Source organism: Gracilimonas sp. BCB1 (assembly GCF_040117685.2).
In the GTDB taxonomy this organism is placed as follows: domain Bacteria; phylum Bacteroidota; class Rhodothermia; order Balneolales; family Balneolaceae; genus Gracilimonas.
On sequence record NZ_JBEDYP020000014.1, the window covers coordinates 56,481 to 69,772 of the forward strand.

The 13,292-nt window shown below is 42.3% G+C and carries 15 protein-coding genes; 8 read left to right on the forward strand and 7 right to left on the reverse strand.

The genetic code is table 11. The features are described 5' to 3' along the window. The first annotated feature begins 73 nt into the window (after nt 1-73). From ABFW99_RS11000 to ABFW99_RS11020, 5 genes are all read left to right on the forward strand, one after another. Nucleotides 74-634, forward strand: coding sequence for a DUF6580 family putative transport protein (locus ABFW99_RS11000; protein WP_349354068.1), 561 nt, complete (start codon nt 74-76; stop codon nt 632-634). 101 nt (nt 635-735) lie between these two features. Further along, nucleotides 736-1,413, forward strand: coding sequence for a DUF4956 domain-containing protein (locus ABFW99_RS11005; protein ID WP_349354069.1), 678 nt, complete (start codon nt 736-738; stop codon nt 1,411-1,413). Nucleotides 1,414-1,425: 12 nt separating this feature from the next. After that, nucleotides 1,426-2,421, forward strand: a complete 996-nt coding sequence (locus ABFW99_RS11010; protein ID WP_349354070.1) for an HlyD family secretion protein — start codon at nt 1,426-1,428, stop codon at nt 2,419-2,421. Further along, on the forward strand, nt 2,418-3,656 hold the full coding sequence (locus ABFW99_RS11015; protein WP_349354071.1) for a hypothetical protein: 1,239 nt from the start codon (nt 2,418-2,420) through the stop codon (nt 3,654-3,656). Before ABFW99_RS11010 ends, ABFW99_RS11015 begins: the two co-directional genes overlap by 4 nt. After that, entirely contained in the window at nt 3,653-4,369 is a 717-nt protein-coding gene (locus ABFW99_RS11020; RefSeq protein ID WP_349354072.1) for an SDR family NAD(P)-dependent oxidoreductase, read from the forward strand. Before ABFW99_RS11015 ends, ABFW99_RS11020 begins: the two co-directional genes overlap by 4 nt. On the opposite strand, the gene ABFW99_RS11025 is transcribed toward ABFW99_RS11020, so the two are convergent. From ABFW99_RS11025 to ABFW99_RS11035, 3 genes are read right to left on the reverse strand one after another with little or no spacing between them, the layout of a single operon-like run. Beyond that, the gene (locus ABFW99_RS11025) at nt 4,366-4,509 is read right to left on the reverse strand and encodes a DUF2256 domain-containing protein (RefSeq protein ID WP_349354073.1); all 144 of its coding nucleotides are present in this window, start codon (nt 4,507-4,509) and stop codon (nt 4,366-4,368) included. The genes ABFW99_RS11020 and ABFW99_RS11025 overlap by 4 nt on opposite strands. Continuing rightward, nucleotides 4,502-4,720 (reverse strand): DUF3253 domain-containing protein, encoded by a 219-nt coding sequence (locus ABFW99_RS11030; protein WP_349354074.1) that lies wholly within the window; start codon nt 4,718-4,720, stop codon nt 4,502-4,504. The genes ABFW99_RS11025 and ABFW99_RS11030 overlap by 8 nt, the downstream gene beginning before the upstream one ends. Before the next feature lie 16 nt (nt 4,721-4,736). Then, nucleotides 4,737-6,161 (reverse strand): DASH family cryptochrome, encoded by a 1,425-nt coding sequence (locus ABFW99_RS11035; RefSeq protein WP_349354075.1) that lies wholly within the window; start codon nt 6,159-6,161, stop codon nt 4,737-4,739. A 129-nt stretch (nt 6,162-6,290) separates the two neighbouring features. Between ABFW99_RS11035 and ABFW99_RS11040 the strand changes: the two genes are divergently transcribed. Then, nucleotides 6,291-7,301, forward strand: coding sequence for an isocitrate/isopropylmalate dehydrogenase family protein (locus tag ABFW99_RS11040; RefSeq protein ID WP_349354076.1), 1,011 nt, complete (start codon nt 6,291-6,293; stop codon nt 7,299-7,301). Nucleotides 7,302-7,373: 72 nt separating this feature from the next. Here ABFW99_RS11040 and ABFW99_RS11045 read toward each other — a convergent pair whose 3' ends face one another. Next, a complete protein-coding gene (locus ABFW99_RS11045) occupies nt 7,374-7,703 on the reverse strand; it encodes a phage holin family protein (RefSeq protein ID WP_349354077.1) in 330 nt (109 codons plus the stop codon). 80 nt (nt 7,704-7,783) lie between these two features. Between ABFW99_RS11045 and ABFW99_RS11050 the strand changes: the two genes are divergently transcribed. Next, complete coding sequence (locus ABFW99_RS11050) at nt 7,784-8,215, forward strand: GNAT family N-acetyltransferase (RefSeq protein WP_349354078.1); 432 nt, start codon at nt 7,784-7,786, stop codon at nt 8,213-8,215. Here ABFW99_RS11050 and ABFW99_RS11055 read toward each other — a convergent pair. Further along, complete coding sequence (locus ABFW99_RS11055) at nt 8,207-8,554, reverse strand: Hpt domain-containing protein (protein WP_349354079.1); 348 nt, start codon at nt 8,552-8,554, stop codon at nt 8,207-8,209. The genes ABFW99_RS11050 and ABFW99_RS11055 overlap by 9 nt on opposite strands. 407 nt (nt 8,555-8,961) lie before the next feature. Next, nucleotides 8,962-10,794: a glutamine--fructose-6-phosphate transaminase (isomerizing) gene (gene glmS, locus ABFW99_RS11060; protein WP_349354080.1), complete on the reverse strand. Its 1,833-nt coding sequence runs from the start codon at nt 10,792-10,794 to the stop codon at nt 8,962-8,964. Between the two features lie 51 nt (nt 10,795-10,845). On the opposite strand from glmS, the gene ABFW99_RS11065 reads away from it, so the two are divergent. After that, complete coding sequence (locus ABFW99_RS11065; protein ID WP_349354081.1) at nt 10,846-12,096, forward strand: putative sugar nucleotidyl transferase; 1,251 nt, start codon at nt 10,846-10,848, stop codon at nt 12,094-12,096. Here the strand turns inward: ABFW99_RS11065 and ABFW99_RS11070 are convergent, their stop codons facing one another. After that, complete coding sequence (locus ABFW99_RS11070) at nt 12,097-13,290, reverse strand: C40 family peptidase (RefSeq protein WP_349354082.1); 1,194 nt, start codon at nt 13,288-13,290, stop codon at nt 12,097-12,099. It abuts the gene before it with no gap. Nucleotides 13,291-13,292 lie beyond the last annotated feature (2 nt).

Consider the following 13,292-nt stretch of genomic DNA (forward strand, 5'->3'; position numbering starts at 1 on the left):
TTCGAAAGCATCGTTTCATTTGAGGCGATGCTTTTTTTATTTTAGGTGTTCATACCAAGCATCAATCAGATCAATGAATAAGAAACGTTTTATAGTTTTATCCGGCTTTATCATAATTGCGGCACTCTCACGTATTATCCCGCATCCTTATAACTTTGCTCCTATAGGAGCTATGTCTATTTTTGGAGCAGCGTATTTCACGGATAAGAAATTTTCTTTCCTGGTACCCCTTTTTGCTATGTTTATCAGTGATCTGCTGGTCAACAACCTGTTGTATGCCAGCTTTTATGGCGGCTTTACGCTCTTCACACCCGGGTTTTACTGGATGTATGGTGCTATAGCCCTCATTGTTGTAGCCGGTATTTTTATTCTGAAAAAAGTGAACACTAAAACGGTTATAGCTGGCAGTTTAAGTGCCTCTGTTATCTTTTTTCTGGTTACCAATTTTGGTGCATGGTTAGGCAACCCGATGTATCCTCAGGGTATTCAGGGTATTCAGGGTTTATTCATGAGCTATGCAGCCGGAATTCCATTCTTTCATTACACCGTACTCGGTGACCTTTTCTACTCCGGGGTAATGTTTGGAGCTTTTGAATACGCAAAAACCAAAACACCTGCTTTTCAGAAAGCCTGAAGGTTAATTTAATTTCATTTTTTTCAGGCCGATAAGAACAGTATAATTGATGCATTAAATCATGATCAGCCTCTGAGCATTCAGAGACAGTAAATTATACTATGTTCGAATTATTCCCGGACCAGCCGGTTTACGATTATCCCACCTTACTGAATGTCTTTTATTCATTGGTATGGGCTTTTGCCCTTTCTTCTTTGATTGCGATCACACATAGGGTGACGTTTTCAGGTCATCAGTATCCCAAGAATTTTTTCCAGGGGCTGGCGCTGGGCTCCATCGTTGCTGCTATGGTGATGATGGCCATTGGTGATAGCCTGGCCCGTGGTTTAGGGGCTTTCGGTGCTTTAGCCATGATCAGGTTCCGTACCCGGATTCAGGACGTCCGAAACATCCTGTTCATTTTTGCATCTCTCAGTGTGGGATTGGCTATTGGGGTTTTTGGTTATACCATCGCCTTTGTAGGTACCGTACTCTTTTGTACCATGGCGTTAGTGCTCCATATGAGTCCGTTTAGTACAAAGGATGGTATCCGAGGAACGCTCACTTTCCGTCTTCAGGATGGAAAAGGCCACGAGCAGGTACTGGCTATTTTAGATAAATACTGCACCGATTACGATGACGTTGAAATTACGGCCAGGAATAATGGTCGATACGATTATGAGTACCAAATCGAATTTATGCATGAAGGTGACAATCGTAAGTTTTTGGAAGAAATGAGAGCTATTGAGCATACGCTGAGGGTTCGTATCACTTTCAAAGGTTTCCAGGAAAACAATTAAAGAGGAGGAATAATGTTCAAGAAAATAAATTCCTTTTATCTGTTTATAGCACTTCTGTTTGCCGGACTTTTTGCTGTGAATTCTCAGTACTTCAAAGGGAGTAAATCTTTTGTTGGAGTCACGTATTCCAAGGTATATAATATTAATATTGAGAAGCCGGCCGTAGTTAAAAAAGTACATGTGGTTCCGGGCCAAACGGTAGAGCCGGGTGAGATTCTGGTGGAATTAGAAAGCCCCCAGCTTAACCTGGAAATAGCACAGCTTCGAAAAGAACTCGAGATTTTTGAATCACAAAAGATTGAGCAACAGAAGCTACTGGAATCCGAACTGGAGTTGTTGGAATCTCAAAAAAGGATAATTCGGAATGAAATTGAGAATGAAGTAAAGCTACTGCAACGGCGCATCCAGTTAAACCGGTCGCTGACGGATTCCATTTTAGAAAACAGAACGGCAAACCTCGAAGACGATACGTTAGGCACTCTTCAGCTTCAAATTAAATCCATCCGACAAAAGGGTGAACTTGAACTGGAAGCTGTGAACATCAGAATTACCGACCTGAATCAGGACCACACCTTTGATCAGTCTCAGTTGGAGGCTAAAATTGAATTGGCCCGACAGGAGTTAAACTGGAAGATGCAGGAAGACAGAAACCTGAACAAGTTTGCCTCCTTTCCGGGAGTTATAGAGAATGTGTATATCAAACCAAATGAGCAGGTTCAGGAATTTACATCATTAATCTCGATTAATCCTGTTAACCCTACTTCTGTAGTGGGATATCTGGTTGGCAAAAAAGACCGCAGCCAACAACTCGGCCAAACAGTAACGGTGCGTTCTATGGAACATCCGGACCTTCAAACTACCGGTTCTATTATTGGATTTGGTTCGGTGGTACTATTACCTGAGGTTTTGCAAAAAACAACTACCATTCAAACATTTGGATTGGAAGTCTTTATAGAAATCCCGGAGAAGAATGACCTGCCAGTTGGAGAGAAAATTATCATAAGATGAGAACCGCTTTTCTATTTCTGACCTCATTTGTGGGTTTTGTGTTTATTAACCCTCTCGATGCAAGAGCACAGCAAACAGTTTCAGACTTTTTACTAACCGCTTTTGAAAGTCGAAATACGGCTCATTTTGATGCTCAAAAAACATTTCTTAAACCCCGTAACTACAGATATCCCATCCTGGAAGAAGTGGAACTCCGTATGGGAAATGACGAACTAACCTATGAAGATCTGCAATATGCTTTACGGGTAAGGCCTGGAAATCCGTGGAGAATTCGGCGAAATAACGCCTTTTTTAATGCGACCCGAAAAGAGCTGGAGCTTCAGAAGAGGTTAGAGTATAAAGAGAACCTGATGATGCGGTATGAGCTGGCATTACAATATTTCTACAATCGGGAGCTAAAAGCACAGGTTGAAGAGAGTTTGGATATCATTTCCCGCAAAGCCAGCATTATGGAAGAAAATTTACAAAGTGAGCTCTTTGATGGTAAAGATTATTCAGAAGCCAAACTGGACCAGGTTGAGGCCATCGAAAACCTGGAAGAAACACTGGTGGAATTAAACTGGGTACAGGCAGAAATAGAGCTTATTGTTGATATTGGTGAATTAAACTGGGCAGATTTTCCGCTTATACAGGTGGAAACCATAAAAGAAGTTGCCGCAGATATCGTAACACAATCAAACCACTCGGCAGAGCTGGATTTAATTTCCCAACAGGCAGAGGTTGCCAGACAAGAGGGCAGGGTAGAGAAAGCGGATTTTGATATCGGGTATGCACAGATTGAATACTTTCCCTTTACCAACAGAAAATCCAATTACGGTTTTTCGGTGGGTCTAACGCTTCCAATTTTTAATGATAATAAGCCTCAGATTGCAGAAAGAAAGCTGGAAGAGCTGGAATTGGAGGGAGAGCTTGAATTTGAACAGTATCGTGATTCGATAAATAAAACCAGAGAGTACGAGCATCTGAAGAATATAATTGCTCAACACCGGCTAATGATCAAGAAAGTAGAGGTCCTGAATTTAGAAGTCATGCAAAACAACCTGGCCAATAGCGAAGATTTTGACCCTCTCACTATTCTGGATTTGCAGGAAGGTATTGCCAAACTGGATGAAGTAATTTTAAAATCGAGGTTCCGGGTATTATCACAGTTTGTCGATTTTCTTTATACTTATGATGCACTCACAAGGAGTCCGCTAACGAATTATTTGTCAGAAGACTTAATGCTCATAGAATGAATATCCTAATTACCGGTGCCACTTCAGGAATCGGCAAAGAACTTGCCATTCAGCTTTCATCAAAAGGACACAAGGTCGGGTTAATGGGAAGGCGAACGGAGCGGTTGCAAGAGCTGAAAGATGAAATCGGAGATCTCGCATTCATCAAGACCCTGGATGTAACAGATCACGAAAAAGCTGAAGAGGTATATAACAGCCTCATCGATGAAATGGGCGGAATGGATATCATGATTCTGAATGCAGGCATCGGACGTATCCAAATGTTGCCACCCTGGGAAGCAGAATCTAAACTGATTGAGGTTAATGCATTGGCTTTTGCCCATGGCTGCCATTTTGCAATGGATTATTTCAGAAACCGTGAAAGCGGCCATATTGTGGGAATGTCCTCAATGGCAGCGCTTCTGGCTCATCACCGTGCAGCTGCCTATACGGCATCCAAGCATTTCATTTCAAATTATATGAAAGGCTATCGGCAAAAAGCAAAGCGGATGGATGGTGATATCACGATTACAGAAATTCGTCCCGGTTATGTTTGGACGGAAATGACGGAACGAGCAAAAGGCATGTTTTGGGTTGCACCTGTAGAAAAGGCAGTCCAACAAATGATTACGGGTATTGAAAAGAAGAAGAACTATGTATATGTAACCAAGCGCTGGCAGCTGTTGGCCTGGGTTGCGAAGTTGGTTCCCGAATGGGTGTGGGATAGGCTCTAAGATTTGTTTCTGCGGCAGCGCTCGCTACAATATTTCACGTTTTCCCAGTCATCTTCCCATTTCTTTCGCCATTTAAAGGGGCGATTGCAAACCGGACACACCTTCTCAGGTAAATCCGATTTCTTTCTCATCTTAGTCATCGCTTTTGATCAGGGACAGCCGGGCTGACTTATTAGTTTGGCTAAGAACAACCGCTTTTGCTTTTCGGGTAATGCTTGCCAATTTTTCGCTTTGCAGCTCTCCGGCCATGGTTCGTACTTCGTCAACGTGATCTTTCCAGACATCGGTAAACAGGTTCTTGGTTACCTCAGTTGGTGAAACAGGGTCTTTCTGACCTCGATTTTTTTTCATCGGAAGGATACGACTTTTATTCTCTTGCTTTGATTTCTTCATAACTTTCCTCCAGGTTTATCATCGGCTTTGGATACGAGTCTCCAATCTCTACGGAATGTAACGTTTGTTGTTCGGGATTCATTTTGTGCGGTTCATGGATAAATTCTTTTGGGACCTTCTCAAGTTCCGGTATCCAGTGTCGTACATACTCACCCTTCTTATCGTACTTATCAGCCTGATTGATAATATTGAAATAGCGGTTTCTCGGGTCGTGACCAACGGTTGAGTTGTAAGCCCAATTTCCATAATTGCTGCACGGGTCGTAATCAAGCAGCAATGACTCGAAGTATTCGGCTCCCATTCTCCAATCTATATTCAGATTCTGAGCAAGAAAACTCGCTACATTTTGACGGCCACGGTTACTCATGTAGCCGGTTGCGTTTAATTCACGCATGTTAGCATCAATAAAAGGAATTCCAGTGTTACCTTCAGCCCATTTTTTAAAATCTTTACGATTGGTTCTCCAATCTCGATCTTTGGATTGGATTCCGGATTGCCAAAAGAGTTTATCCTCGTGCTTCCAGGCCGAGAACCGGAAGTAATCCCTCCATATCAATTCAAAGATCATCCAGTAAGTGGAGACATTGCTTGTACGTTCATCCTCATACTTTTTTACTTCCCAATAAATTCTGCGGGGAGAAAGACAGCCGTTAGCCAGCCATGGAGAAAATTTTGAGGAATAATCAGCTCCAATAAGACCGTTCCGCGTATATTTGTAATTCTTCAATTGGTCTTGTTTCCAGAAGTATTTCTGCAGGCGCTGTAAGGCTTCGTCTTCTCCACCTTTAAAACTTAGTACAGCCCGGTCATCGTTATCCATGGCTTCAATACCAAGATCCTGAAGGGTTGGTAAAGGGGCTGAATCAACATCCGGCACCAAATTAACCTCTTTCCGAAACTCAAGTTCCTTTCGAACTACCGACTGTTTTTCTGTTTTTTTTCTGAATTGCGTGAAAACATCCGGAATTTCGTTCTTTGAGAAAGGAATATCATTGATATGAAAAAGAGTACTGCCCCATACAAAACTCAGCTTATCACCAATAGAACGTTTGATGGCTTCCTCAACATCGATTTCCTCACGGGTAATTTCTTTATGAGTAAAGGCAAGGTCAATGTTATATTCAGACATGAGCTTTGGGATTACTTCCTCAGGTTTACCTTTTTTGATAATCAGATCAAGAGTATGTTTCTGTAAATTGGATTGGAGGTTCTCAAGCGATTCAAGTAAAAACCCGGCTCTGTGCGAACCGGTTTTAGGAAAGCCGAAGGAAGTAGTTTCATAATGCCGGGGATCAAAAATATAAACAGGTAAAATTTCCTCGGCCTGAGCAGCTTTAGCCAGCGCTTCGTTATCGTGCAGGCGTAAATCGTTACGGAACCAAATCAGTGATTTATTCATATTCCTTTTTGGTAGGTAAAAGCTTAAGCGGCTGGCTTTCATTCCAAAAAATAAGCAGGGCTCACATTTGGGAGTTTATATCGGTATATTTACCATTCGAAAATTTTGAAGCCAAATACCGACCAATAAATGAAAAATGTTGTTTTAATCCCCGGTGATGGAATCGGGGCAGAAATCACTAATTCCGTAACTACTATTCTGAAAGAAGCAGGAGCTGAGATTAATTGGATTGAATGCTCGGCAGGGCTGAAAGCCTATGAGGAAACCGGAAATCCCCTTCCTGAAGAAACTATCGAAGCGCTGGATGAGCACCGCATATCACTGAAAGGGCCACTGACTACACCCGTTGGATCAGGTTTCAGATCTGTGAATGTGGCACTTCGCCAAAAATTTAACTTGTACAGTAATATCAGGCCGGCTCGCACGCTGCCTAGTATCGACAGCCCGTTTCGAGGAGTGGATATGGTACTCTTCCGTGAAAACACTCAGGGATTGTACATCGGCAAAGAGGAATGGATTGAGGAAGCAGACAACAAGAAGCACGCAGAAGCTATTGCCGTTGTAACGGAAGAAGCCAGCGAAAAAATTATCAGGGCTGCTTTTGATTATGCCGTAAAAAATGAGCGGAAAAAAGTGACACTTGTCCACAAGGCTAACATTCTGAAACTGACCACCGGTTTATTCCTTGAGGTTGGCAGAAAGGTAGCTAAAGAATATAAAGACATTGAATTTCAGGATCTGATTGTTGACAATATGGCCATGCAGATGGTACTTCGTCCCCAGCAGTTTGATGTGGTGGTAACCACCAACCTGTTTGGCGATATTTTGTCTGACCTTGCATCAGGCCTGGTGGGTGGACTTGGAGTTACCGGTGCCGCCAACATTGGTGACGATGCTGCTATGTTTGAAGCTGTTCACGGTTCCGCTCCCGATATTGTTGGAAAAAATGTAGCGAACCCTATGGCGTTGTTGTTTTCTTCATTAATGATGCTTGAGCATATTGATCAAAAGCAGATTGCTGAAAACATTAGAAAAGCGGTTTATAAAACTCTGGTAGAGAAGAAAGTGTATTGCACCCCGGATATTGGAGGTGAAGGGACTACTTCTACCTTTACCCAAGCCGTGTGTGATAATATTTGATGACCGTTTAAATAACGTAGTATATAAAAAAAGGCTGCCGGGAAGGCAGCCTTTTTTATTTCAATTTGTTGGTTAGCCAAATAACTTAAACAAGGCCCAGCTGATTACAGACATCACCAGCCCAAAAGCCAGTGCCCAACCAAAACTTTTGACTTTGAAACCTTCTACCATGGCATCTACCAGCATAATAAGGGCAGCATTAATCACCCATACAAAGAGCCCAAAGGTAAGAATGGTAATCGGCAAGCTCAGAATTAGAAGAATTGGTTTTACAAATACATTTATAATTGCGAGAAGAGCGGCTACAAAAACAGCACTCCAAAAATTCTTAATTTCAACTCCTTTAAGTAAGCTTGCAGTGGCATATATGGAAACACTATTTAATAACCAGGCCCAAATCATAATGGTAGAATTTTGTTAAAAGTGGCCTTTCTGTACGACCCCGACCGTAGAATGGTTACATTAAACTAAAAATTGATTCGATGGAAATAATATATAAACGATTTGGCAAACTCAGTCCTGTTCAGGTTCAGGATATGTTAAGGCTAAGGCAAAATGTCTTCATCATAGAGCAGCAGTGTTTCTATGAGGATATCGATGGAGCGGATGTTAAAGCCGAACACCTGCTCATCTATAAAGAAGAAAAACTGGCAGCTTACCTCCGAATTTTTCCCTATGGCGTAAAGTATGATAAGGAGGCTAATTTGGGCCGAATAGTTGTTGCCCCGGAGTTCAGAGGTACCGGTTTAGGCGAAATACTTATCAAAAAGGGAATTGAATTGTGCGACAAGAAACCAATACGGATTGAAGCTCAGGCAGCTTTAGAAGTATACTACAATGAGTTTGGCTTCAGGGCAGAGGGAGAAGTCTATGTGGTTGATGATATAGACCACCTGCAAATGGTGTTAGCTTAGCTCGTCCTTTTTACTTGTAAGCTCATCTACTACTTCCAGATATCCTTGCTCAAGTTTATCAATTAAACCGGGGATCGATTTCAGATTGGTTGCCTCCTTACCGAACTTTTCTAAATCTTGGGCAATTTCATTTAAGGCGGTAAGACCCACATATAAAAACATAGGTTTCAGTTTGTGTGATTCGGCTCCTAATTCTTTCCAGCTTTGTTTCCCGTGAGCCTGCTTGATCTTTTTAATATGTTTGGGAGTCTCCGACAACATGAGATCTATCATCTCTATCATTACCTCGTTGTCGCCCCCGGTAATATTTTCTAAATAACTCAGATCAATTTTCCCCATAAACCAATAGTCCTTTAAACTTAATAAAACGAATGTAGGTAACTTTTTATAAATAAAGTATTCAAATATGGGGAATATTTTTCAGGAAGAGATTTTGGATACACAGAATAACCATGCCTTACAACAGGAGAGAAAAGAATAAATGCGGGGGTGAATCAGCCTGTAAATATTACAATACCCACCAGCACAAGCACCACGATTTTAAATATAAAAGCCTTCCAGTTTCTCATTTTAGGATAATTACTAACCAAAGAGGAACTGGATTGAAAGAAATTATCCGGTAAAAGTCAAGTTATCCACAGTGACTAAAATAAAATTTCCAGGGAAATAATTATTTCAGGCTACAAATCATATGTTTTTTGGGCTTCGGATAGTTCAGGCAACGAGTTATCCACAATACCGGTCCATTATTCTACAGTAACGCTTTTGGCCAGATTTCTGGGCTGATCTACATTACAACCACGGTTAACGGCAACGTAATATGAAAGCAGCTGGAGTGGAATAACCGTCAGTAATGGGGAGAGCACATCCATTGTTTCAGGCACAATAGATTTAAACTCAGCGAGTTCTTCCACTTCTTCATTTCCTGGAGTCGTTATAGCAATGATTCTTCCTTTACGGGCTCTAACTTCCTCAATGTTGCTGATCATTTTATCATTGGTATGCTGTGTTGCTGCTATTACAACAACAGGCATCATCTCATCAATCAGGGCAATAGGGCCGTGTTTCATTTCGGCTGCAGGATATCCTTCAGCATGAATGTAGGAAATCTCTTTCAGCTTCAGCGCACCTTCAAGGGCAACAGGGAAACTGTACGAGCGCCCTAAATACAAGAAATTGGGAGCGTAGGAAAACAGATTCGAAATTTCCCTGATCTCATCGGTAGATTCTAAAATTTCTTCTATTTTGGCAGGGATCTGTGATAGCTCACCAATAAGTTTTTTAGCTTCTTTATTGTCGATGGTTTTTTTGTAGAGTCCCAGTTTAATCGCCATCATGGTGAGCACAGTAACCTGTGCAGTAAAAGCTTTGGTGGAGGCAACACCAATCTCCGGACCTGCATGGATGTAAACACCGGCATCTGTTTCTCTGGCAATGGTTGAGCCAACCACATTAACAACACCCAATACCAGTGCTCCGCGGGCTTTAGCCTCCCGGAGTGCTGCAAGGGTATCGGCCGTTTCTCCACTTTGGGAAATCACAATCATTACGTCGCCTTCCCCTATAAGCTGTTCCTTGTATCGAAATTCAGAAGCATATTCTACTTCTACAGGCACTTTAGCCAAATACTCAAAAAGGTATTCGCCTACTAACCCCGAATGCCAGCTGGTACCACAGGCTGCGATGATAATTCTGTTGGCATTAACCAGCTGATCCATAATTCCCTCGATACCGCCAAGCGTAACGGTGCCTTCGTCCGCATTAATTCGACCTCTCAGGCAATCCGAGAGAGCTTTGGGTTGTTCAAAAATTTCTTTGAGCATGAAATGATCATACCCGCCTTTCTCAATTTCTTCAAGACTTAAAGCCAGTTCATGGATTTCCTTGGAGAGCTCAATTTGGTCAGCGGATTCTACTGTGTAATCATCTTTCCTGATTACCGCTATTTCACCGTCATCCAGGTAAATAACTTTGTCGGTATAGGCGGCAACGGCAGATGCATCGGATGCGATCAGCATTTCCCCTTCACCTACACCAAGCAGAAGAGGGGACCCCTTTCTTGCTACTACTATTTGGTCAGGAAAATCAGAATGCACCAATGCGATTCCATAGGTACCGTTCACCTGGTGCAAAGCCAGCTGAACAGCTTTCTTTAGATCCGAAGCATCTTTTTCAAGGAAACTCTCAATCAGTTTGGTAAGAACTTCGGTATCTGTTTCGGAGTAAAAGGTATATCCCTGATCGCTTAATTTCTTTTTCAGAGTGTTATAGTTCTCGATGATGCCGTTATGAACAAGAGCCAGTTTACCGTTTTTTCCGGTATGTGGGTGCGAATTTACGTCATTTGGTTCACCGTGAGTAGCCCATCGGGTATGGCCAATTCCTACAGTTCCATTCTCCGATGGGGTGATCATTTTCTCAAGAGAAGCAACTTTCCCTTTCCCTTTTTTGATCTTCAGCTCTCCGTTTATGACGGCTAATCCGGCGGAGTCATATCCCCTGTATTCAAGTCTCTTGAGTCCGTCAATTATAATTTTGCTGGCTTGCTGATCGCCAATGTACCCTACGATTCCACACATACAGTTTTAACTATTAAAAATTTTTTTTGGCTTATTTAATCCTTAAATATAATGCGAAGTTTAAAGAATGACGATTATAATTTCTTACCAATAAACACGGCTTTATATATGGGGATTTGTTTTTTTAATGATGATCAGGTTGAAAGGTTCCAGCCACTTACCCTGACACGCCCGATGGATGACCTGAGGGTGGGCATACTCACAATTCGGGAAAAATGGCTAAAATCACTTGGCAATACACAGTTTTACCGTTTGCTGCCGGATCATTTGAATGGTGTTTTTGAAACAGGAGAAATAGAAGGTGAGGACGAAGTGCTATGGATTAACTCACGCTTTTTGCCTTCAGGGAATTTTCTGAATGCTTTAAAAAACCTTCAGGAAGGCCAAAAAATAGTATTCAAAGATGTTACTGTTGCGGCAAAAGTAAATGCGCAGTCATCTAAGGAGATGTTCAGTGAAAACAATTTTAATGAAGAAGGTCTGGAAAAGGCAGAGGTTAAGGAAGTTATTCACCTTGAGCATTTGTGGGATTTACTCTCACTGAATTCATACGAAATAGAAAAAGACATTCAACTGTTGGGGCTGAAATCAGTTTCAGAAAAAAAGGGGGAGGTTCCTGAATCCGTTCACCACCCGAAAAATACATTTATAGGAAACGATGTATATATAGAGCCGGGCTGTATTTTTATAGCGGAAAAGGGACCAGTCGTAATTCAGGATGGTGCAACGATCGAAGCTGGTAGTATTCTCAGAGGGCCCGTTGTAGTTGGAGAAGGAGCAACGGTAAAAATGGCAGCGAGAATATATGACGGAACAACTATTGGTCCGGTCTGTAAAGTGGGTGGAGAAGTAGCCGGGTGTATTTTTCATTCCTACTCAAACAAAGCACATGATGGATTTGCTGGGAACTCCATATTCGGGCAATGGGTAAACCTGGGAGCAAATACGATTACTTCAAATCTTAAGAACGACTATAAAAATATCGATGTAACCGACTGGATTACAAAAGATCTTATCCAAACAGGGCGGCAGTTTCTTGGAACGGTGATGGCCGATCATTCAAAAACAGCCATCAACACGATGCTAAACACAGGGACGATTTGTGGGGTAAGTTCAAATGTGTTTATAGATGAACTTTCCCCCAAAGTAATCGACTCATTCACCTGGCTTGGGCCAAGAGGCCCTGCTATTTATCGGTTTGAAAAAGCCATAGAGGTGATGCAAGCGATGATGAAACGCCGTGATGTTGACCTGACCGATGACTACAGGCGAATGATGCAGCACATCTTTACTTCCCGATAATCAAGGGAAAAGTATGTCATCGTACATGTCATCGGTGCGGATTACATTACCTTCCGTATTCCCAAGGTAACGCCGTGATTCGAGGTAACGACCGGTGTTGTAGGCATCATAATTGGATGCGGTGGAATCTACACTGCTGATTCGTACCTGTCTTGAAGAATGAATAAACTGGTTATCCCCAATCCACATTCCAACATGTACTACTCTGCGACTTCTGTTTTCGGTAGCGGGACTTCCGAAAAACAGTAAATCGCCCGCCTGCAGTTGATCCCAGTTTTTCTCATCGTCCACTCTTGTGCCGGCATGGACTTGCTGGGAGGCATCCCTTGGAATAATCAAGCCATTCATCAGGTAAATGGTTTTGGTAAAACCACTGCAATCTACACCTTTTGTGGAGGTTCCTCCCCATAAATAAGGAATTCCCATCATACTGTGGGCAGTTTGAACCAGCGACTCTTGGGTAGCCTCTAAATTTTCATTCCAATCAACAAAAGGCGTGGCCTCATTTTTCGGGATGAAGCCCTCACGCCCATCCGGGTATGAAATTCGATAATAGCTTCCATTTGAATCTTCCAGTTTCAGAATGTTTCCGGCAGCCAGGTCACTTACTTTCTCAGAACTTTTTGAAGGGGATGAGTAAGCAAATCCATAGGTATCCATGTAAATGAGTTTCTCAGCTGACTTCCATTCGAGGTATTCAGTTTCATTCATCCGGTGCATCCCGCCACTGTCTATCCAGGATAAATAGTCTTCAGGAGTGCGAACGTAATACCATCCGCCATCCTTTTTAAGAACCTGAAGTGGCATTCCCAGTAAAGCCTGTGTTGCAAGCTGAGCTGAATGGCGTGGTTCCGACCTGATATTGGATACAGAATTATTGACTACTCCGTAAATTTTCTCTCCCAATTCAGCAGCTGGTAACACCTTAATGCTGTCTATAAAGGAGAAGTTAGCTTTTGCAAGAGAATCGAGCAGAGCTTGCTTAGCTTCAGCATTGGTTGTTTCTCCGGATAAGAGAAACGGACTTCCACCGGAAACCTGCACATTGAATTGATCTACTCTTGAGTCAGGTACAAAAGAATTTTCCACTTGGTCTATTAATCCCCGAAGGGTCTGTTGCCGGGGGCCGCTACAAGCACCCAACAACAGAATTAAAACCAAAGCTAGTTTTAATGGTTGTACTACGTATTTCATTG

Coding starts and splice junctions, on each gene's coding strand:
- ABFW99_RS11000 (WP_349354068.1), top strand. CDS start 74: ATGAATAAGAAACGTTTTATAGTTTTATCCGGCTTTATCATAATTGCG.
- ABFW99_RS11005 (WP_349354069.1), top strand. CDS start 736: ATGTTCGAATTATTCCCGGACCAGCCGGTTTACGATTATCCCACCTTA.
- ABFW99_RS11010 (WP_349354070.1), top strand. CDS start 1,426: ATGTTCAAGAAAATAAATTCCTTTTATCTGTTTATAGCACTTCTGTTT.
- ABFW99_RS11015 (WP_349354071.1), top strand. CDS start 2,418: ATGAGAACCGCTTTTCTATTTCTGACCTCATTTGTGGGTTTTGTGTTT.
- ABFW99_RS11020 (WP_349354072.1), top strand. CDS start 3,653: ATGAATATCCTAATTACCGGTGCCACTTCAGGAATCGGCAAAGAACTT.
- ABFW99_RS11025 (WP_349354073.1), bottom strand. CDS start 4,509: ATGACTAAGATGAGAAAGAAATCGGATTTACCTGAGAAGGTGTGTCCG.
- ABFW99_RS11030 (WP_349354074.1), bottom strand. CDS start 4,720: ATGAAAAAAAATCGAGGTCAGAAAGACCCTGTTTCACCAACTGAGGTA.
- ABFW99_RS11035 (WP_349354075.1), bottom strand. CDS start 6,161: ATGAATAAATCACTGATTTGGTTCCGTAACGATTTACGCCTGCACGAT.
- ABFW99_RS11040 (WP_349354076.1), top strand. CDS start 6,291: ATGAAAAATGTTGTTTTAATCCCCGGTGATGGAATCGGGGCAGAAATC.
- ABFW99_RS11045 (WP_349354077.1), bottom strand. CDS start 7,703: ATGATTTGGGCCTGGTTATTAAATAGTGTTTCCATATATGCCACTGCA.
- ABFW99_RS11050 (WP_349354078.1), top strand. CDS start 7,784: ATGGAAATAATATATAAACGATTTGGCAAACTCAGTCCTGTTCAGGTT.
- ABFW99_RS11055 (WP_349354079.1), bottom strand. CDS start 8,554: ATGGGGAAAATTGATCTGAGTTATTTAGAAAATATTACCGGGGGCGAC.
- glmS (WP_349354080.1), bottom strand. CDS start 10,794: ATGTGTGGAATCGTAGGGTACATTGGCGATCAGCAAGCCAGCAAAATT.
- ABFW99_RS11065 (WP_349354081.1), top strand. CDS start 10,846: ATGCGAAGTTTAAAGAATGACGATTATAATTTCTTACCAATAAACACG.
- ABFW99_RS11070 (WP_349354082.1), bottom strand. CDS start 13,290: ATGAAATACGTAGTACAACCATTAAAACTAGCTTTGGTTTTAATTCTG.